This is a genomic window from Meiothermus sp. (assembly GCF_026004075.1).
Classification (GTDB): Bacteria; Deinococcota; Deinococci; order Deinococcales; family Thermaceae; genus Meiothermus.
In genome coordinates, this window is record NZ_BPIK01000001.1 from 1,955,618 (window position 1) to 1,975,835 (window position 20,218).

Here is a 20,218-nt window from a genome sequence, read left to right on the forward strand (position 1 = left end):
GTTTTGCCTTTAGGCTCTCTTGTGTTATTCTCGAGGTCGCGTCCTCGGTCTGACGCGGCGCACCAGCGTGAACCGGGTCAGGGCCGGAAGGCAGCAGCCCTAAGCGCCACGGAGCGGGTGCCGTCAGGGAGCCGGGGACGCTTTTTGTTTTTTTCGTCCTGGGGTGATGTGTGGAGAAGTCCCCAAGCTAGGCGTTTTTTGAAGGGATTAATCTAGACCGGACAATAAAAGTGCCCCATCACTCATTTCCCTCATCGTGGGTTCCCGCGGGAAACGCAAATGCACTGCAGCAGGCCAAGAGGTGAAGCTTCCCGCGGGTATTTGAAGCCAGCTGCGAAGCGGCAAACTTGACCGCTTCTCACCAAACAGCAACGTATACTTCGCTCTGGGATGTTGCAGCGTTATTTGTTGCGCGAAACGTTGTCGCTGTATCTGCTGGGCGTGCTGCTATTCGTCGGGCTGATCACCTTCGATCTGCTCTCCTCGCTGTCGGGGGCCTTCTTGAGGGCCAAAACCCCTGTGGCTGAGATTGCCCAGATGGTGGCCTACCGGGTGCCCTATACCCTGGGCATCGCACTGCCGCTGGGTCTGGTGTTCGCGCTGCTGGTAGCGCTAGCCCGCTGGGTTCGCCAGTCCGAGCTCAAGGCCACCTATGCTGCAGGCGTGCCCCCCCGTAGCTTTATTGGGCCGGTGCTGCTGCTGGCCCTGGTGGTGGGAGCTGTGGTACTGCTCAACGAGGGCTGGCTCAAACCCATCGCCCAGGAACGCTTCGAGGCTTTGCAGTACAAAATCTACTACGGCTCCGAGCCATCGGGCGTACTCACCGACCGCACCTACACGCCCCAGGGCTTGGGGGTGTACTACGCCCAGCGCATCTACCCGCCCGCTGCGGGGGGTGAGGGTTCCCGCCTCGAGGGCGTCCGGGTGGTGGAGCCGGGCGGTTCGATCTGGAGCGCCGACCGGGGGGTCTGGGTCAACGGGGCCTGGCGACTGCAAAACGCGTACCGCGTGGACCCCAATGGCAAAATCTTCCAGGAAGCCGAGCACCCTCTGCCCTTTCCCATAGGGGTACAGCCCAAGGCCATCTCCTATGAAGCCATGCGCATGCCCGACCTGCACGCCGTAGCCAAGGCCGATCCCGCTGCGCAATTCCCGCTGGCCCGGCGCTACGCCAACGCAGCCGGCGCGGTGGTGCTGGCCTGGCTGGCCATTGTGATTGGCCTCTCGCTGCGCGAGGCGGCCTGGGCCTTCATTGCTGTGGTGGGGCTTATTTTCGGCTACTGGACGCTTTTTACCCTCTCGGCCCAGTTTGCCCGCTTCGACCTGCTGGGAGCCTACGGCGCCTGGCTACCCAACATCGTGTATGGCGGTCTGGCCCTATTGGGAACCTGGAGGCTGGCCCGATGAGCCGAGGTGCCGCAAGACACCTTTGGAGTCCGCGAGACGGGGGGTTAAAACCTAAAAGACCTCCCCAATTCTGGAGGTGGTCATGACCGTGCTTGATCGGTATCTGAGCCGAGAGGTAGGGGCTTATGTGCTGGGCACCCTGGCGGTGGTAGTACTGGCCTTGCTGGGCGGGGCCTTGTACGAGGTGCTGGCCCCGCTACTGGCCCGCGGCGCCGACCCCTGGGTGGTAAGCCAGTACCTGGCCTTCCGGGTGCCCGAGGCGCTGGTACGCGGGGCACCGCTGGCCTTTTTGTTTGCCCTGCTGCTGGTGCTCTCGCGCATGGGCGAGGAGTCCGAGCTCAAGGCCATGCTGGCCGGGGGGGTTTCCAAGCTGCGGGTGCTGTTCCCATTGCTGCTGCTAGGCACTGCTTTGTTTGTGGTGTGTCTGGTGGCCGCCGATAGCCTGGTACCGCGCAGCCTACAGCAAGGTCAGAACGTACTGCGCCAGGCCGTGCTGCAAAAACCCAGGGCCCTCTTGCAGCCTGGCACCCGGCTGGTGGACGCCTATGGCCGTATTGTGTACGTGGGTGAAGTCAGCGATACCGGCATTGGCAATGTGCGGGTAATTACCGCCGAAGAAATTCTGGTAGCCGGAAAGGGCCGCTTTGAGCAAGGGGCGCTGGTGCTCTCCGAGGGCATGCGGGTGACCTATGGCGGGGCCCGGCCCCGCACCGTCGCCCGGTTTGAGCGAGCCACCGTGCCGCTGGTGGAGCTTTCCCTCGAGCCCCCGGGGGGCCTCTTTAGCCTGACCGTGGCCGAGCTACGCCAGCGCATCGCCCAGTACCGCGCCCAGGGGCTACCCTACCACGCCGAACTCACCGCCCTGCACCGCAAGTGGGCCGAGCCCGCGGCGGTGTACTCGTTCGCCATTTTTGCGGTGGGGCTGGCCTTCTTCTTGCTGGGTGGCAGCCGCAGCCTGGGCATGCTGGGGGTGGTGGTGCTGACCTTCATCTACTACGCCACCTGGAGCGTGGGGCGCATCATGGGCGAGCAGGGAGCGCTGCACCCCATTCTGGCAGCCTGGGGGCCCAACCTGCTCTACGCGCTGGCCGGACTGGCCTTGCTACGGCTGGGGAAGAGGTAAGCATGTGGGCGACGAGGCTTTGGCAGCAGCGCACACGCCCCCCCATCTCTTTGCTGCCCCTCGTGTTCTTGTTGTTGGTGTTTTTCATACCCGCCTTTGCCCAGGAAACCGAAGCGCCCCAAGCAGGCGGCAAAAAACTGAAAATCCTCGAGGCCGAGCGCCTGGAACTGCGCAACGAGGCGGGCGAGGAGCTGGTGATTCTGGTGGGCAGTCCGGTCAAGATGGAACGGGACGGGGAGCGCATCGAGGCTCCCAGGGTCATCTACAACCGCACCCGTAAACGCCTGGTGCTCATGGGCGGGGTGCGTTATCAGGACAAGCAGGGGCAGCTTATCGAGGCCGGGGAGCTCGAGCTTTTCACCGACGACGAGAGCTTCGAAGCCCTGGAGGTGAAGATCGAGTCGGGCGAGTTTTTCCTGAGCGGCCCCATCTGCCAGCGGGCTGCCGGGCAGATTCTGCTGCAGGAGGGCTACCTGACCCCCTGCCAGCGCTGCGAGCAGGAGGAGGCCGACTACGCCTTCCAGGCCCGCGAGGTGCTGCTCTATCCGGGCGACCGGATTATCGCCCGGGGGGTCTGGGTGTTGTTGCGCGGGGAGCGCACCCTGTACCTGCCGGTGCTGCTGCTATTCCTGAACGAGCGGCGGCCGAAGCTCGAGTTCGGCCAGAGCGAGAGCGATGGGGTGTTCGTAACCGCCGACCTGCCCTATGTCTCGGACTTTGGCATCGGCTTTACCCTGCTGCGCTATTTCGAGCGGCGGGGCTGGGGGTTTGGCTTCGACCACTTTGGCATCGGGGCGGCCCAGGAGCGCTACCAGTTTCTGTACCTGCCCCCGCCGGCCGGGCCGGTGCTGCCTGACAGCGACCCCCGCAAGGACGGCATCTTCAAGTACCGCTTGAGTTACAAGCTGGAAGAACCCGACTGGCGGATCGAAGGCCTCGTCGTCCGCGACGACAGCCCACAGGCCGAGCCGCGCTTTTTGCAGGGGGCGGGGGGCCAGCCCGACTACACCACTTTTCTGATTGAAGGGGCCACCCGGGCCACCCCCAGCAACCCCGAGCCCCTTTACCGTCTGACCCTGGACGGCTATCTAGACCACAACCCCCTGGCCCTGCCCAACGAGCGCACCACCCCCAAACGCCTGCCCGAGGCCGAGATTACTTTTCCGCGCGGCATCGAGGGCGAGTTCCGCCTGAACGGGCGGGTTCTGCTGGGCTACTACGAGGCCCCCTCCAACCCCCTCAACCGCAGCGCCCGGCGGCTGGGGCCCTACATCGGGGCGGGCCGGCTCTGGGTGGAGCACCGCAGCAGCTACCGACCTGCCACCCCTCCCTGGCCGGGCCTGAGCTTTAGCGTCGAGAACACCTTTATCGGACGCTACTACAGCACCCAGAACTTTGACCCCCAGGGCAACCCCACCGAGTTCGAGCGGCTCATCCGCTGGAGCACCAGCGCCAGTCTGGGCCAGACCCTGGGGGCTTTTAGCGTGAACCTGCGCGTGAGCCGCAGCGTGGTGGAGGGCGAGACCCCTTTCCAGTTCGACTTCGAGCGGCCCCAGCGCAACAGCCGCCTCGAGGGCTCGGTAAGCTTCAACCCCGACCCCCTCTTCTCCCTCACCGCACGGGCCAGCCGCGACCTCGAGCGCCGCGTCTTCGACCCGCTGGCCGAATTTACCCTGGCCTCGCGCCCCTTTCCCTGGCTCAACGCAACCACCAGCGTCAGCCGCGATATAGAGCTGGGCCGCTGGGGCCTGCTGCGCAGCAGCCTGGGCCTCGCGCCGACCCCCTTCAGCCTCAACCTGACCTACGAGCGGCAGCTCGAGCTGGGCCTCGACCGCCTGCTCACCCTGAGCGCAGCCTACAACCCCCTGCCCTTCAACTTCTCGCTGCGCACCGGCTACCGCTACTGGGACGTGCAGGAAAAAGAAACCCGGCCCCCCGAGCAGATTCCCCTCATCGCCCGCTACGACCCCCTCGAGCTTTCCGCCAGCTACAACCCCCCCGGCAACACCACCTCGCTCACCCACAGCCGCGACCTGAACAACGGGCAGGCCATCCGCACCGAGCTGAACGTGGTCTTGCAGGAAGCCCCCAACAGCTTCCGCCTGCGCCAGAGCTTTACCCACCTCTACCAACCCCTGCCCTCGCTCACCAACCCCAACCCCGTCCCCATCCCGGCCCTGCTGGACGGGCTGGCCCAGCTCACCCTGAGCCTGCACACCTTTGTGTTCGCGCATACCATCGGCTTCAGCCCCGGCAGCGAGACCCGCTTCCGGCTGGGCTACCAGTACAGCACCGACCTGTTGCAGGCCGACCTGCTGTGGAATTACCGCGAGGGCCTGCTGCGCAACCCCCGCCTGGCGGTACGGGCGGCGGTGCGCGAGCCCGAAGTTTTCATCAACGAGGTCTCGGCAGAATTTCACTTCCCCGAAAGCGAAAACCCCCTGACCCTCGAGGACGACACCCAGGCCTTCCTGCGCTTTTTGCGCTTTACCGGCGAGCTGGAGCTTCTCCCCGCGCCGCTGCGCCCGGAAGACCCGCCCGGCCTCTCGTTGCAAGGGTTTGTGGGCCTCGAGCGCCTCTCGGGCAACAGCGGGCGCTTCCGCGTAACCCTGCGCGAGTTTGGCCCCACCATAAGCTTTATGGGCCAGGAGAAAACCCGCCTGTTCTACCGCATCGTCTGGAACGCCCCCGAAAGCGGCGGGACAAACCCCAGGGAGTTTTTTCTGCCCAACCTCGAGGGCACCATCCTGCGCCCCCGCTTCGATCTGATTATCGACCGCTGCTGCTGGGCCTTCCGGGCCAGCCTCGATACGCTCAAGCAGGAGTTCAAGTTTTCCTTTGCCTTAGGGGGCGAGGCCGCCGAGTTTTTGTTCAACCAGAACAACATCGTCCTGCCCGGCGGCATCAAACTCCCCACCCCTGGAGGACGCTAGATGAAGCGGTTTATCCAAGCCCTGGGCCTGCTGCTCACCCTTTCGGCCTGTACCGGCAGCAGCGAAGAACCCACCCGCGCCTTGCTGGTAGCCAGCGTCAACAACCCCAGCAGCAACACCTACCAGGTTCGCTTTTTCCAGAGCAGCACCCTCCTGCCCGGCAATTTCGACCTGCCCCGCCGGGTGGGTAGTTGGGACATCGGCGAACCCATCGTAACGCTCCTTTACCGCCGCAGCCTGGGGGTGGGCAACGACCAGCTCTGGGTGCTCACCCAAAGCCGCCTGCGCCGCTACATCGCCAACAACCTCACCATAGACGATGTGGGCACCTCCCAGCTCGACGGCTTCGACGAGGCCCTGGGTGTGGACTGTAGCGGGGGCTATCTGCGCCAGGGGCAGAGCAGCATCCTGCTGGTCTGCCCACCCGCCCCCACCACCCCCCCGCGCCCCATCGAGGAGTACCGGGCCTGGATCATTCCCTTTACGGCCACGGCCCTCCCCACCCCCATTGATTTTTTGAATCCCAACCTGGTGCGCCTGAGCACCCCCGCCCGGCTCACCCTGGGCCCCAACGACCAGTTGCTCTACCTGACCCCCACCCAGTTCAGGCAGTACGATTTCGTCAACCCGTTCATTGAGCGGCCCCTGAGCCTGAGCACCTCGAGCCCCAGCGATCTGATTTTTGTGAACGGCCAGGCCCTGGGGCTCTTCGACGACAACGACCCCACCACCACCGACACCACCCTGGCCGCCTGGAACCTGAGCGCCACCGGGGAGGTAGGGCTGAGTCGGGACAGCAATATCGCGGCGCGGTTGTTTGCTCGAGGAGCCCCGCCGGTCTTCGTGCTGGGCACCGGCCTGGCCCGGTTCGAGGGGGGTTTCCAACTGCCCCGCGAGACCGAGACCGGTCTTTTGCGCACGCGCCGCTACAGCACCGCCACCGTGGGGATTGACCAGTTTCTCTACCTGGCCGACCAGGACTTCCCCACGCTTCTGGTCATAGACCTGACCGTGAACATCACCAGCGCCCTCACCACTGCAGGGATTCGCTCCTCCTCGCTGGGCAGCTTCCAGGAGCGCATCACCGGGCTGGCTTTTATCCCAGTGGAGTAGGCGAGTGTCCCTGTTCTGCCAAAAGCGATTAGGGTAGTTTGAGGGTATGGAGATTCACCATATCGGCATCGCAGTGCAGGATTTACAGGAGGCCGCCCAGCCCTACCTACGCCTGGGGTATGCGCTCGAGGCCCAGGGCAGCGTGGAGAGCCAGGGGGTCGAGGTCTGGATGCTCAGGAGCGGGGGAAGCCGGCTCGAGCTCCTCAAGGCCACCCGCCCCGACTCGGCCATCGCCCGCTTCATCGAGAAGCGCGGGCCGGGCCTGCACCACATCGCCCTCGCCACCCCCAACATTCGGGCCGAGCTAGAGCGCCTGGCCGCGGAAGGCACGCCATTGATTGACACCACCCCCCGCCCCGGTTTTGGGGGCCACCTGGTGGCTTTTATTCATCCCAGATGGTCGGGTGGTGTGCTGGTCGAGCTGGTGGAGGCCCACGTCTGAGCTACCCCGTTCGTCGGCTGGGCCAGCGCAGGTGGCCCGAACGGTAGGCCCGCCAGGCCGCCAGGGCCACGCCAAAACCCACCCCGGCCAGCAGAATCAGGTAGATGTAGCGCTCGAGGTGCGGGATTTTCGAGCCCACGTAGTAGGCCAGCAGGGTCAGGCCCTGCGTCCAGAGCAGGCTGCCCAGCAGGCTCAGCACGAAAAAACGCGGCCAGGGCATCTTGACCGTGCCACACATGAACGGCACCACTGCCCGAAAAACCGGCACATAGGGGCCAATCAGAATCGAGAGCGGGCCAAAGCGGGCCATAAAGCGCCGGGTGCGCTCGAGGTCATCTGACTTGACCTTGGCCTTGTTCAAAAGCGCCGGCCCCACCTTGTAGCCCAGATAGTAGCCGAGATTATTACCAAGCACCGAGCCCAAAAAAAGCGCCAGCAGCGCAATAGACAACTGAAGCTTTTTAGCTGCGGCCAAGAGTCCCACCGCAATCAAAAGTGAGTCGCCGGGCAAGAAAAACCCCACCAGCAGGCCGGTTTCAACAAATACCGTGGCAAAAATACCCAGGTATCCCACGGCCTGCACATACGCGGTAACGTCCATAAGCTTCACCCTAAGACAAAAGACACCAAATAGGCAAGCAAATTTGAACTATTTGAATTTTGCCCGACTGTTTAGGCGCAGGCTCCGAGAGGCTAATACGCATTTCGGTAGTATCGTTCACTTCGGCAAGTCTAAACGATACTAACGAAGTGCTTTTCTACTCCCTTCGGTCAGCTTGAATCCTTCGCCTTTGACTATGCCCAACAGTGAAGGATTCAAGCGGAAACGGTATAAGAGACTGTCTTAATACTTTCTAGGAGGCCAATCTTCTGACCATAAGCCGAATCATCGCTGTGTGGATGAAGGTCTCTGAGCTCTCAGGTAGAAGCTCATAGTCCCGGTTCAGCCTCCGATTGAAGCTCAGCCAGGCAAACGTCCGCTCCACCACCCATCTGCGGGGAATCACCACAAACCCCCGATGCCCCCGCGTCCTCTTCCGCACTTCCTCCTCCAAGTCCTCCGGAAGAGGCTGGTCTTTAGGCCACCAAATACCCCGGAAGTTGGCATCCGGCCTGCGCACCACCTCCACCGTCCAGCCCAAGGTGCGCCGAACCCATTCCTCAAACCTGCGCTTGTACCCCCCATCCACAAACAGATGCGACAACCGCTTCGACAGCCCCCTGGCCCCCTCCAGCACCTCTCGCCCGCCCTCCGCATCCGTGAGGTGGGCGGGCAGCACCTTGACTCCCAACACCAGCCCTTGTGTATCCACCAGCAGATGCCGTTTGCGCCCCTTTACCTTCTTGCCCGCGTCATACCCCCTGACCCCCCTTTTCCCGAGGTCTTCACGCTCTGGCTATCCAGAATCCCCGCGCTGGGTTCGGGCAGGCGTCCTGCTTTACGGCGGGTTTTCTCGCGCAGGGTGGTATGTATCTGTTCCAGAAAACCCGATTTGCGCCACAAACGGAAGTAGTGATAGACGGTTTTCCAGTGGGGCAGGTCATAAGGCATCATGCGCCAGGCGCAGCCGGCGCGGGTGATGTAGAAGATGCCGTTCAGGATTTCCCGCCAGGGATTCTCCCGGGGGCGATGGGGGGCGGCGGAGGGCTGGGGCATCAGGGGTGCCAGTATGGCCCATTCCTGGTCGGTCAGATCGCTGGGGTAGCGGCTTTGTCTGAGTTCCATGCGTGACTATAGCATGAGGGAGGCTATTAAGACAGTCTCTAAGTAGCCTTGGCTCTAAAGGGCAGCTGCCCGGGTAAGCAGCTACGGTGCGCCCTACCTACCCTAGCACGAAGCAGGCCCATGCAATTTCGCACCTTTCTACCCTAAAAAACGAACCCCCGGCCAAGCCGGGGTTGGCGGGAAGGCCTGCTGACAAAGACCCCCACATCCACCTTGAGCGTTGAGTGTTTGTAGGAGCCTTATTGGGGCCACAGGTAGAGCAGCATTAGAACCGCTCCCAAAAGCGCGGTGTTCTTCATGAAGTTGACCATCTCCCCCATGCGCTGCATGGGATCCTGAATAGCCCAGAAGTTATGCATCCAGGGCGTTACGAAAAGCAAGAACACCACTAGCAGCCAAAGCCCTACCTGGACGAATAAGCCCGTTAGGATAGCTAGACCCCCCAAGAGCAGCATCAAGCCTGTGACGTAGACAGCCAAAGCAGGCATGGGCACGCCTTTACTCTGAGCGTAGGGGATCATTTGCTTGCTCATGGCAAAGTGATTGAAGCCATTCAGGACGAAGAAACCCCCTAGCAAGATTCGTCCAATCCAGAAAATCAGCTCCATACATCACCTCCCTGCCTCTGAGATCATAAGGGTCATCTACAGTAGCAATTTTACATAACACTTTATTTTATCAAGCTTTGTTGAAAACCTTACCCATCGAACTGTTCTGGTTGGCCCACCGATCCCTAGCGAGGAGGATAAATTTGCAATTCCATCACCCGGCCCCTGGGACTGCGGCTGGCCGCATACACCAGGCTCTCGCCAATCTCGGCAGGGTCTACCCAGGCCATGGGATCGGCCTCGGGCATCTCCCTGCGGTTGGCCGGGGTATCCACGGCCCCCATGGGGTATACGATGGCTACGCGTATGGCGGTACCAGTCAGCTCGGCATCCAGCGAGCGCAGGTAGGTAGCCACGGCAGCCTTGGCGGCCGCATACAGGGCTACCCCAGGCCCTACCCCATGCCAGGCAGCAGCCGCGGAAATTCCCGCAATAAAGCCATCTTTTTGGCTAAGCAGCTCGGGGATAATGGCCCGTGTCGTGTAGAACAGGGTGCGCATATTAAGGTCGAACATGCGATCGTAGAGGTTGGGCTCGGTATCTTTGACGGGAGCATAGGCAAAGCCGCCCACTGTGTGAATGAGGCCATCTATCCGGCCAAAGTGGTTTTTCACCTGACGCACCAGCATCTCGGCATCAGGGTAGTGGGTCAGGTTGGCTACAAAGGCCCGCGCGCCAAACTCCTGCGCCCGCTCGGCGATGGTGGTTTCATAGGCATCGGCCAGGGCCAGCTTGGCTCCGGCCTGGGTAAAGGATCTGGCAATTGCCCCAGCAATGGCGCCACCCCCGCCGGTCAGAATAAATACTTTGCCCTCCAACGTCTGCATAGCTCAATTATCTGCGCCAGCCTCCGAACGCCTGTCGTTAAGGTTACATTCAGCAGAATGTGCAGGAATCGGGTCATTTTACTCCCGTACATCCAATATGATTCAACCGGAGTGGCTCTCTGAGGGCTTCGCCAGCCGTAGGTTGGTAGCCTCGCCACGCTGAGGAGGTTTATGGCAACGAAAAAAGTGGTATTACACCGTCTGGTAGGACACCGCTTCGTGGGCATCAACGAGCAGGGCGACAAGGTGATGGTGGACGGCGACCAGCCCTCTACCGGCATGCGCCCCATGGAGCTCCTGCTGGCCGCGCTGGCCGGTTGCACCGCCTACGATGTGGTGGACATCATGGAGAAAAAGCGCCAGCCCCTGGCCCGCTACCGGGTAGAGGCCGTGGGCGAGCGGGCCGAGGAGCACCCCAAGCGCTATACCCACATCGTGGTGACGCACTACGGCGCAGGGCCCAACGTTACCAAAGAAGCCCTCGAGCGCGCGGTAGAGCTCTCCCACACCAAGTACTGCTCGGTCTCGGCCACCCTGAATGCCCACATCGAGACCCGGGTGGTGGTGGAACCCTGGCAGGACGAAGCACAGCCGCAATCGCAACACTAGGCCTTCACTGGCGGTAGAAAACCGCTCCTTTGGGGGCAATTTCGCTCAAAGCCGCCTCCAGGATGGCCTTGTCCAGCCGCTCCACCAAACCAAAGCGCAGGTAAACCAGCCGCACCTCGGGCTCGATCTGCCAGGCCTGGCGAATGGCGGTCAGGTAGATTCCCAGTTGCACGAAATACTGCTCGGGCCGCATCTCCTGGTCGGTCTTGTAGTCTTCCAGATACCACTGCTGGCCCACCCGGTACAGCCGGTCGATCACCCCCTGCCAGACCGTGGAGCCCCAGGGCAGGGCCACGGCGAACTCGGGGTAGTCCTCGTCGCGGGGCCAGGGAAGTGCGCGGCCCAGAAGTTCCTGGTAGCGCTCCAGAAGCGCCTGAACCTCGGTCATGATGTCTTTGCGCTCGTCCGGGCCAAAGGGGAACATCACCTCCTGGGCCTCGAGGTTGGCCAGATGTTGGGGGTTATCGGGGCGCCAGTTCTGCCCGATGGCGTAGTGCACCAGCGTCCCGATGGCCCGGGCGCGGCCCGGAACGGCCTCCCCCTCCTCGGGGTCGGGCAGGGGCAGGGGTTCGGCCTCGAGGCGCTTGTAGGCCGAGGGCGAAAAGAGCGGCGGGAAGGGCTCAGGCTCGAAGCGGGCATCCACCCAGGGCGAGGGCTGCGAAGGCTCCGGCGGGCTCGGCACACGTACCGGCGGCGCCGGCTGGTAGGGCCAGGTTTGCAGGTGAAAATCTGGGCGGTGATAGGGCTTGCTGGCTGGGCCCAGGTTCATGGCCTCGAGCACCTTACCCCAGCCCTCGGGCTGGCCGTGGCTGGCGCTGGCGGTAAGCAACAGGGTATCGCGGGCCCTCGAGGCCGCCACGTACAGCAGGCGGTAGCTCTCCTCTTCCTCCAGGCGCTTTATCTGCTCCTTGAACCCTTCGAAGGCTGGGGTTTCCGGCAGGGCCACCCACTGCCTCAAGAGCCCCTCTTCCCTCCCCTGCCCCAGATACAGCGGCTGGGCCTGGTGCACATGCTTCCGCCCCAGGTCGAAGACCGCCACCAGGGGCCATTCCAGCCCTTTAGCGCGGTGGACGGTCAGGATCTGTACCCCCTCGCCCGACTGGGGCACATCGCCGGCGTCGGCCTGCCGCGAGAGCAGCTCGAGCCGCTCCAGAAGCCCCTCGAGGTTCTGCGGCGGGCGCGGGGCGAAGTAGAAGAGCAGCGCGTCCACGTTCTCCCGTGCGCGCGGCTCGAGGAAGTCGTGGTAGGGGCGGCCATCCATCAGGGGCGCCCGGATCAGAAACTTGAGCACCTCGAGCGGGGCCATCAGGCGCGCCTGGGCTTGAATCTGGCGCAGGCGCTCGTACACGCTGGGCCAGTGCTGGGCCAGGCGGCCCAGGGGGTCGTCGGCCTGCAACACCCCCTCGATCTGGGGAAGCTCGAGGGGCTTCAGGGAGCCGGCCTCGGTGTGCTGCCCGAAGGGGCTGCGCAAAAAAACCGCCAGCGACAGGCCCCTGGGGTCGAGGGCGGCCCGCAGGGCGTGGTACAGGTCGCGCACCTCCTGCCGCTCGTAGTAGCCCCGCCCCTGCAACAGCACGTAGGGGATCTGGGCCTCGGCCAGGGCCTCTTCCAAAAAGCGCACGCTGTTGTACGAGCGCACCAGCACCGCCATCTGGCTGTACTCGATGGGGCCGCGCAGGGCCGCGAGCCGCCCAGCCAGCACCCGCGCCTCCTGCTTGCGCAGCTCCTCGAGCGGGAGCTCCCCCACCACCCAGTGCACCTCCAGCCGCCCCTGCTCGGGCCGCACCCCCTCGACCGGGGGGGCCTCCTCGGGGCCAAAGCCCAGCCCCTCTTCAGCCAGATACCCGGTAAGACCGTTCAGAAAGCGCACCAGCACCCGGCTGTGCCGGTAGCTATGGGTCAGGGGGGGTTCGGGCTCGCCTTCCCGCAGGGCCTTGCGAAAGACCGAGACGTCGGCGTTGCGAAAGGCGTAGATGGACTGCTTGGGGTCGCCCACGATCTCGATGGGCAGCCCGGCCTGCTCGAGGGCCGCAAAAAAAGCCCCTTGCAGAGGGTTCACGTCCTGGTACTCGTCCACCAGGAGCACCTCCACCCGCTCCAGAACCCGCTTTAGGGCCAGGGGGTGGCGGGTTAGTTCCAGCGCCTTGCGCTCGAGCTCGGAGGGCGAGAGCAGGTTGGCCCCCAGGCGGGCCTCGTAGGCGGCGTACACGGTCTGGTACACCTGGAGCAGGTGCTGGTTGGCCTCCCCCGCCGCTGGCTCGAAAACCTCGGCCAGGGAGCGCTTAGAAAATAGGTGCAAAAGGGGCTCGGTAAGCTCGTCGGAGACCCGGCCAAAAAGCGGGTGGTGGGGATCCTGGGCCAAATAGCGCAGGGTCTGCCACTCCTCCTCGAAGATGGCCTGGGCCTCCCAGTCGCCCAGCATGGAAAAGTCGGGGTCGAGGTGCAGTAGCGGGGCCGAGAGCCGCAGGCACTGGGCCATAAAGCCGTGGATGGTGCTGAGTGTGGCCCCGGCAATCTCGCGGGCCGCCTCTTGAAAAGCGGCCCGGTTCCCCTCCGAAGCCACAAAGCTCAGGTGCCGCCCGGTCTGCAACACCTCCTCGATGGCCGCCGCCACCCGCACCCGCAGCTCGTCGGCGGCCTTGCGGGTAAAGGTAACGCCGGCAATGCGGCGCAACGGCGTACCGGAGGCGATGAGCTCGAGGTAACGCAAGACCAGGCTGGCGGTCTTGCCGGTTCCGGCGGAGGCGACACGGACTTTCACGTCTAAAGGCTATCGTCAGCGGTATCCAGGTCGCAACCGTGGAGCAGAGCAAAACGCAAACCGGAAATCTCAAGATGACCAGCGGCCAGCAGTGGCATTATGAGCGTCGCCGTGGACACTTCCCACTGAAGATAGTAACCGTTCTTTTCCAGTACATCGGCCATCACCGCGAAGGAGGTTCGCTTGTTCCCGTCAGCGAAAGGATGGTTTCTGGCAATGAAATACCCCAGGGCTGCTACTTTTGCGAAGAAAGTCGGGTAGAGATCTTCGCCGCCTACAGCGCGCACAGGCGCATGCATCGCACTATCGAGCAGCCCCTGATCCTTAATACCGGGCAGTCCTCCAGCCTCTTTGATCACCGCCTCGTGGAGGATCTCGACGTAGGCAACCGTCGGGTATTGGTAACCACGGTAGCGATACCAGTACTTTTCTTTAGAGTTTGGAGAGGGCATGAATAATTTTCGAATGCTTCTTGACGATTGTACGCGCGGAATTCTGGGCCTCAGCCAATGTCATATCGAGAATCTGTTCTGTGCCTACACGACCGCCCCTGTTTACAAGGGTGGCCTTGGGGCTCTTCCCGGCTTTAATCTGCTTAGTGGCCATTGCACTCCTATCAAAGGATAGTATATCAGACTTTGCTAGAATATCGAGCTATAGAGGGCTTTTGTGAAATACGCCAGTATCAACGGAACCATCATCGAACACGACAAGGCCAGCCTGCACATCTCCGATCTGGGCCTGCGGCGGGGGTATGCGGTATTCGAGTTTTTCCGCATTTTGCGGGGCGTTCCGGTGTTTCTGGGGGATCACCTCGAGCGCTTCGAGCGCTCGGCCCGGCTGCTGGAGCTTACCCCACCCTTTGGACGGGAAAAGCTCGAGGGCCTGATTCGGGAACTGATAGAGCTCAACAACCTGCGGGAGGCCGGTATCCAGATGCTGCTCACCGGGGGCTACTCCCCCGATGCCTTTACCCCCGGCCAGCCCAACCTGGTTATTGCGCCCATGGCGGTCACCCCACCCCCAGCCCACCTCTACCAGCAGGGGGGCAAGGTCATCCTGCATCAGAACCTGCGCGAGCTACCCGAGGCCAAAACCACCGACTACCTGGTCGCGGTGAGACTCGCCAGGCGGGTGCGGGCGGAGGGGGCCACCGAGGTGATCTACCACGATGGCGAAACCGTGTACGAGGGCGGGCGCAGCAGCCTGTTGATCATCCAGAAGGGCACCCTGATCACCGCCCAGGCGGGCGTGCTACCGGGCATTACCCGCAAGCACCTGCTGGAGGTAGCCCGTCCGATTTTGCCCATCCAGGAGCGGCCCATCACCCTGAGCGAGCTCTACTCCGCCGACGAGGTGCTGCTGACCGGGGCCACCCGGCAGGTTATGCCCATCACCCAGATTGAAGATCGGCGGGTGGGCGATGGGCAGGTAGGGCCTTACAGCCAGCAGTTGATTAAAGCCTTCCAGGAGCACCTCGAGGCCTACCTGAACCAGCATGCGGTGCTGCGCTGAGCGCAGGCCCGCCTGCCGGAAGAAGACCGCCCTCCACCGGGCATCTGAACCTGTAGCAGCTAAAACCCTGCTTAGAATATTGGCATATGAGAACCCATCCCATTCTGTTCGCGGCATTGGCGCTACTATTCTCGGCCTGCGCACCCTCCAACGTGGCACCGCCGGGGGCCATCGGCTATAGCAGCAGTTTTGCTCCCTTTTTATCGGCCCCACTGGCTGCTCGGGTTCAGTCCGCCGACGGCACCGCCGCCTTGGGCTTGCGCAGCGGGCCGGAGGGCTTCGGGTTCCAGTACACGGTAGGGCCCTGGGGGGCCGACCTGTTGCTGCCCCCGCGCCCGGGGGCCTCGGCTTTTGCCCGGGGTTCGTATGTGCAAGATGGTCTGGCTGCTGCCTTGAGCGTAACCTGGGAAACCTATATCGCTTACCGCTACGACGGTTCAAACTACGTGGCCTACACCCTCAATGGCGGCGGTATAGGGTTGGACACGGGGTATTACTGGCCCATCGCCCTCGAGACCGGCCAGGGGTATATCGGGCCCCGCCTATACAGCTACGTGCAGTGCCAGAGCACCAACAACGCTCCCGTGCAGTGCAGTGGGCTGCGCCTGAACCCCGGCTTTAGCATCGGGGTCAACCTCAACCTGGGGCGCTTCGTGGCCGCGCCGGAAATCTCGCTGTTTTTACTGCCCCCAGACGAGGTCTATGCCACGCCCCGCCTGTCCACACCGCTTGGTCTTTCGCTGTCCTTCCGCTTCTGATTTAGCCGTACTGCGCCTCGCGGCAGGCGTCCCGAACACCGCAGCTACGGCAGCGGAAACCGGGGCTGGGTTCCACCACCCCGGTTTTGTACTGGGCGTAGGTCTCCTGCGCTTTGGTCAGTAGGTTCTCGAGCGCCCCCCAGAGCCGTTCGATGGGCTTGCCATACACCAGCAGCGGGTCGCCCAGCACCGGCCAGGCCCACAGATAAACGCGCTGGATGCGCTTCGGAAAAGCCGAGAGCAGGTAACCGGCAGCCCAGCGCTCGCTCCAGCGCTCGCGCACCTGCTGGTCGGCCTCTTCTGCGGGGGTCTCGGGGGCTACGAAGCGGTAGATGTGCGCCTCGTCGCCCTTGCGCAAAACCCCGTCCAGCCGCGCTTCCAGGCCCGCACCTTTCAGCCTGAAACCCAGGCTGAGATTGCTCAAAAGAGCGTAGTGGTGGCGCATCCAGCCCTCGGTCTGGGGGAACTGCCGGGCCAGGGCCTCGAGCCGGGCCGGTACCAGTTTTTCGGCCTCGCGCAGCCCGCGTACCCACCGCTGCCACCACTCCAAAGAACCCTCGTCCCAGGTGAACTGCTGGGCCCAGAACTGAAAGCCGCACTCGCGGTAGCGCCGCAGGCTTTCCACACTGGGCGCTTTCAGGTTCACCCGGCCAAAGGGAGCCCGGTAGCCCCCGTTCTGGGCCAGCTCGAGCCGGCTGGCCGGGGGGAGCTTGGGTAGGTAGGGCGGTGCGCTGCCCACCAGCATAGGCTCGGGTTCCAGGGGCCCCTCCTGGCTGGCCTCGGGGTAGGTAACGATTACCTCGTCGGCGCGGGTTTTGAGCTCCTGCAAGAGCAGGCGGTCGCGTCCCAAAAAGCGTTTGGGCAGCCCCGCAGCTCTAAGGGCTTGCTCGAGGCCCACCCGCAACTCCTCGGGGATGAAATAGTCCTCCTGCTCGCCGGTGCTGTAGGCTCCTTCTACCGCGTAGGTCAGGTAGAGCTTCTTCCAGCGCTGCCCCGAGGCCAGGTTGGGCGTGAGCACCGCCACCCCCCCCGGCGGGCGCTGGGCTTCGTAGGTCTCGGCCAGCAAGGCCGCCCACCAGTGGCGGAAATCGGGGCCCAGGGCAATGCGGTGGGCTTCGTAGGCCCGTTCCAGGAGGCTGGCCCGGCGGGGGCTGTGGCGCACCTCGGGCAGCGAGTCCAGCAGCTCCTCGGCCCAGGCCAGCGAGGGGTGGGTGCCAACATCCAATTCCCGGCCCTCGAAGAGCGACCCTGCCTCACCAGGAGCCTTCAGGCGCGAGAGCCAGGCCGCCCACAGGTCTTGCATCCCCAGCTCGGCGGCCAGGCGGGTGGTGGCCTCGAGGCCCACCAGGCCGCGCTCGAGCGCCACCCGGCCCAGAGGAGCCAGGTCGGGCACAGCCATCAGGCGGCTGGGCGTGGGGTAGTCGGGCAGCTCGAGGAGCTCGAGCAACAGCCGCCCCTCGGGGGTGTCGGCGGCAGTGCGGGGCCGGTGGTCTACCAGGGGCAGGTGGTACTCATCGGCCAGGGTGAGCAGGGCAGGAATCCGCGACTCCGGCGCCACCACCGCGACATCCAGGGCCGCCAGGCCCTGCACCAGGTCGCGCTTGATGGCGCGCAGCACCCAGCGGGCCTCGCTCACCGGGTTCTGGGCGCGGTAAACCTGGGTGGGAATGAGGCGCGGGGGCAGCACCTCATCGGGGGCTAGTCCGGGCGGGGCTTCGGGCAGGCTGACCCAGACCGGAACATGGCGGGACAGCGCCTGCAGCAACCGCAACTCCTGCACCCCCAGTTCGCGGAAGCCATCCACCACCACCAGGTCGGGCTCGAGCTGCACCGGCCCCTGCACCAGCAGTTCCAGCGCTCCCGAGCGAAAGTCGTCGTAGTCCCAGCGGCCCAGGGTGGTCTTGAGCTCCTCGTAGCGGGCATAGACCTGCCGCAAGCGCCGGGTCTCGGGGCTCTGGTTGGGAATCTCCTCCGGTTTTACCCCGTTGCGCTTGGCCTCGGCGATGGCGCGGGCAAACAGGCGGGCCTCACCGGGCTTGGGAATTGGATTTTCTGAATTCTGCAGGGCCTCCCCCGCCAGCGCCACCCGGCCCGGCCCGGTCAGGATGGGCTTCAGGCCATAGCTGGCCGCCAGCAAGCGGTAGTAGAGCTGCTGCGAGGAGAGCACCTCGAGGCCCAGCACCGCGCCCTTATGGGTGGCCCGGCGGTAGACGTAGGCTTTTTGCGCGGGCAGGCACACCCACCAGACCCGTTTGCGGGCGGCCAGATAGGTCTGGGCCAGCTCGAGCAGGCGGGCGGTTTTGCCGGAAGCCGGGGGGCCAACCAGGAGGTGCACAGCCCCACTATAGCGAGCCGCCCCTGGCCTCGGGAAGTACTAGCGAAGCTCGGGCGGAAACCGCACCGCCGAGCGCTGGTAGACCGCCCGCCAGCGGGGGTTGGGGATGGGCTCGAGGTTCTGCCCCAGCAGCAACACCCCTACCACCCGGCCCTGGTAGGTCAAAAAGCAGCGGTAGCCGGTGGGAGCGGCCACGTACCAGTTGCCCAGGCTCAGGCTTTGCGGCACGCCCTCCAGGCGCTGGGCCAGCCGGTTGCGCAACCGCACGGCGTCCTGCACCGGACGCTCGAGCGCCACCACCGCAATGTCCTCCAGGCCCAGCGGAACCGGCCGCAGGTCGATGTTGACGGTTAACCGGGTCAGGGAAGCTTCCCCGGTGCCCAATACCACCCGCAGCAAGAAGCGCTGGGAGGCTACCCGCTCAGCGTAGGCGAACTGAAGGTGCAGGGCCTGAAAAACCCCCTGGCAGCGCTCGAGCACACCCGGCTCGCCCGGCTGCGCCCAGCCCCAAGCCCCCAACAGCAGCAGAAAAAAAAAGCGCCTCAAGCCGCCTCCACCCGTAGCACCAATGTACCGCCCCCAATGCTTCGCTCTATCAATCGCCCCTCTGCCCCTCCCCAGCGGACGCTCGAGCCCCCAGCAAGCTCCGGGCTTCATACCACTTTATGCGGTGTAGCTTAAACCCACCTGAAAAGGCATCGGCCCCCTCGAGCGGCCACAGCGGGTACCCGGCCCAGCGGAGCTGCTCCCTCAGGCCAGCCACCACCTCAAAGCTGCTAAGGAAGGTTCCGGGGTAGTAGTAGCCCAGAATCTGACGGAAGTCCCAGCCCTGTAAGGCCAGCCCTCGAGCCCCCCACTGGCTCATGCCCACCCCATGGCCGCTGCCCTGCCCAAACACCTGCCAGCCCTCAAAGCGCACCCGGGTGGATGGCAGCCCCAAACCCCGCAGCAGACGGGTAGATTGCGGCGCATCAAGCTCCACGCTACCGCTGCTTCCCACGATGCGCAGGCGCAGGGGGCGGCCGCTCTCGCTTATAAATAACGGGGTAATGGACTGCACCGCCCCAATCTGCATACCCAGCCCGGCCAGGCCCCGCGCCACGGCTTCGGGCGTCAGGGTGCGGCTCCAGCTACTGCTCGGGCTTACCGCTAGGGGATCGGGCCGCGCAACCAGATAGGGCACATTGTTGCCCCATACTTCGACGGAGGCCGCCGTGTAGCCACCCGAGTCGGCGTGGTATACGGCGGTAATTGGCTTTTGGTTGTAGCTTACGATAAGAGAGCGGGTGGCATACACTGCCTGGGTATGACGGGGGGTCTCCGCCGAACGCCCCAGGTATACCTGGCAGCGCTCGGTTGCACATAGATCGTAGAGGCCCTTGGGGTTCAGGCGATACAGCGCAAAAGTGCGAGCCAGAATGGCCTGGGCCTGGAGCACAGGGTCGGGAAAGGAGGCCGGAACCTCGCCGGGCACAACGCCCAGCAGGTAGTCCTCGAGCCAGACTCGATTGATAAACAAGGCCCGGCCAGCCTGCCAGACCACCAGCAGGTTGCCTCGATAGCTTCGCCCTCCGAAGGTAAAACCATCCGCGGGCACGAACTCTACCCAGGGGCCTGCACTTTGGCCGTCTACCAACACCTCGCCCGAGCCTACTGTAATACGGAAAGCGCCCGAACCAGAATCGCGCATACCATAGGCGCCTTGCCGCTGATGAGGGCCCAGCTGAACCGTGCCGTTGGTAGCCTCGGCAAGCAAAACCCGCAGCAATAAGTCCTGCTGGGCCTGGGCGAGCCCCAGCAAAAAAAAGCACACTAATACGATACGCACCATGCCCGCAACCTTAGCTAAGTATATGTCCATGCCTGGAATACCCTTGTTCATCTGGCCGTGACTTGCTGGATGCTCGGGTGCCCAATGTCCTGACTTGTTAGGATTACAATTGCCGTGTGTAACAGAAATAGTTTGCACAAGGCTGCTCTGGATTGGGGTTGTGGGTTCTTGCAAGTTATGGAATACTCTTATTAGTAATGATTACTATTTGCAGAATAACCGGCCTGCTT

General features: G+C 63.7%; 17 protein-coding genes and 1 other RNA gene. 9 read left to right on the top strand and 9 right to left on the bottom strand.

Annotation, left to right across the window (positions count from 1 at the left end; translation table 11 throughout):
* The first annotated feature begins 41 nt into the window (after window positions 1-41).
* The 6 genes from ffs (at window position 42) to mce (ending at window position 7,018) form a co-directional block, all read left to right on the top strand.
* Window positions 42-141, top strand: an RNA gene (ffs, locus tag Q0X18_RS09470) — signal recognition particle sRNA small type.
* A 249-nt stretch (window positions 142-390) separates the two neighbouring features.
* Window positions 391-1,407, top strand: coding sequence for an LptF/LptG family permease (locus Q0X18_RS09475; RefSeq protein WP_297561515.1), 1,017 nt, complete (start codon window positions 391-393; stop codon window positions 1,405-1,407).
* 82 nt (window positions 1,408-1,489) lie between these two features.
* Window positions 1,490-2,530 carry an LptF/LptG family permease gene (locus Q0X18_RS09480; protein WP_297561517.1) on the top strand — a complete coding sequence of 347 codons (1,041 nt, stop codon included), beginning with the start codon at window positions 1,490-1,492 and terminating at the stop codon, window positions 2,528-2,530.
* 2 nt (window positions 2,531-2,532) lie between these two features.
* Window positions 2,533-5,463 (top strand): LPS-assembly protein LptD, encoded by a 2,931-nt coding sequence (locus tag Q0X18_RS09485; protein ID WP_297561520.1) that lies wholly within the window; start codon window positions 2,533-2,535, stop codon window positions 5,461-5,463.
* Window positions 5,464-6,576, top strand: a complete 1,113-nt coding sequence (locus Q0X18_RS09490; RefSeq protein WP_297561523.1) for a hypothetical protein — start codon at window positions 5,464-5,466, stop codon at window positions 6,574-6,576.
* 46 nt (window positions 6,577-6,622) lie between these two features.
* Complete coding sequence (gene mce, locus Q0X18_RS09495; protein ID WP_297561525.1) at window positions 6,623-7,018, top strand: methylmalonyl-CoA epimerase; 396 nt, start codon at window positions 6,623-6,625, stop codon at window positions 7,016-7,018.
* A 1-nt stretch (window position 7,019) separates the two neighbouring features.
* On the opposite strand, the gene Q0X18_RS09500 is transcribed toward mce, so the two are convergent.
* From Q0X18_RS09500 to Q0X18_RS09515, 4 genes are all read right to left on the bottom strand, one after another.
* The gene (locus tag Q0X18_RS09500; protein ID WP_297561528.1) at window positions 7,020-7,619 is read right to left on the bottom strand and encodes a DedA family protein; all 600 of its coding nucleotides are present in this window, start codon (window positions 7,617-7,619) and stop codon (window positions 7,020-7,022) included.
* 253 nt (window positions 7,620-7,872) lie between these two features.
* A protein-coding gene (locus tag Q0X18_RS09505) for an IS5 family transposase (RefSeq protein ID WP_297557946.1) occupies window positions 7,873-8,744 on the bottom strand; the annotation gives its coding sequence in 2 pieces (ribosomal slippage) (window positions 7,873-8,396 and window positions 8,396-8,744; 873 coding nt in all).
* Window positions 8,745-8,983: 239 nt separating this feature from the next.
* Complete coding sequence (locus Q0X18_RS09510) at window positions 8,984-9,352, bottom strand: DoxX family membrane protein (protein ID WP_297561530.1); 369 nt, start codon at window positions 9,350-9,352, stop codon at window positions 8,984-8,986.
* 125 nt (window positions 9,353-9,477) lie between these two features.
* Window positions 9,478-10,179: an SDR family oxidoreductase gene (locus Q0X18_RS09515; protein ID WP_297561533.1), complete on the bottom strand. Its 702-nt coding sequence runs from the start codon at window positions 10,177-10,179 to the stop codon at window positions 9,478-9,480.
* 171 nt (window positions 10,180-10,350) lie between these two features.
* Here Q0X18_RS09515 and Q0X18_RS09520 point away from each other — a divergent pair, with 171 nt between their 5' ends.
* Entirely contained in the window at window positions 10,351-10,788 is a 438-nt protein-coding gene (locus tag Q0X18_RS09520) for an OsmC family protein (protein ID WP_297561535.1), read from the top strand.
* A gap of 4 nt (window positions 10,789-10,792) precedes the next feature.
* Here the strand turns inward: Q0X18_RS09520 and Q0X18_RS09525 are convergent, their stop codons facing one another.
* Both Q0X18_RS09525 and Q0X18_RS09530 read right to left on the bottom strand, forming a co-directional pair.
* A complete protein-coding gene (locus Q0X18_RS09525; RefSeq protein WP_297561538.1) occupies window positions 10,793-13,549 on the bottom strand; it encodes an exodeoxyribonuclease V subunit beta in 2,757 nt (918 codons plus the stop codon).
* A gap of 2 nt (window positions 13,550-13,551) precedes the next feature.
* Entirely contained in the window at window positions 13,552-14,001 is a 450-nt protein-coding gene (locus Q0X18_RS09530) for a type II toxin-antitoxin system death-on-curing family toxin (RefSeq protein ID WP_297561540.1), read from the bottom strand.
* A 217-nt stretch (window positions 14,002-14,218) separates the two neighbouring features.
* Between Q0X18_RS09530 and Q0X18_RS09535 the strand changes: the two genes are divergently transcribed.
* Both Q0X18_RS09535 and Q0X18_RS09540 read left to right on the top strand, forming a co-directional pair.
* Window positions 14,219-15,064 carry an aminotransferase class IV gene (locus tag Q0X18_RS09535; RefSeq protein WP_297561543.1) on the top strand — a complete coding sequence of 282 codons (846 nt, stop codon included), beginning with the start codon at window positions 14,219-14,221 and terminating at the stop codon, window positions 15,062-15,064.
* 86 nt (window positions 15,065-15,150) lie between these two features.
* The gene (locus Q0X18_RS09540) at window positions 15,151-15,822 is read left to right on the top strand and encodes a hypothetical protein (RefSeq protein WP_297561546.1); all 672 of its coding nucleotides are present in this window, start codon (window positions 15,151-15,153) and stop codon (window positions 15,820-15,822) included.
* A 1-nt stretch (window position 15,823) separates the two neighbouring features.
* Here Q0X18_RS09540 and Q0X18_RS09545 read toward each other — a convergent pair whose 3' ends face one another.
* From Q0X18_RS09545 to Q0X18_RS09555, 3 genes are read right to left on the bottom strand one after another with little or no spacing between them, the layout of a single operon-like run.
* Window positions 15,824-18,157, bottom strand: coding sequence for an ATP-dependent nuclease subunit B (locus tag Q0X18_RS09545; protein ID WP_297561549.1), 2,334 nt, complete (start codon window positions 18,155-18,157; stop codon window positions 15,824-15,826).
* A gap of 39 nt (window positions 18,158-18,196) precedes the next feature.
* Window positions 18,197-18,703, bottom strand: a complete 507-nt coding sequence (locus tag Q0X18_RS09550; protein WP_297561552.1) for a hypothetical protein — start codon at window positions 18,701-18,703, stop codon at window positions 18,197-18,199.
* 49 nt (window positions 18,704-18,752) lie between these two features.
* Window positions 18,753-19,988 (bottom strand): SpoIID/LytB domain-containing protein, encoded by a 1,236-nt coding sequence (locus tag Q0X18_RS09555; protein WP_297561555.1) that lies wholly within the window; start codon window positions 19,986-19,988, stop codon window positions 18,753-18,755.
* Window positions 19,989-20,218 lie beyond the last annotated feature (230 nt).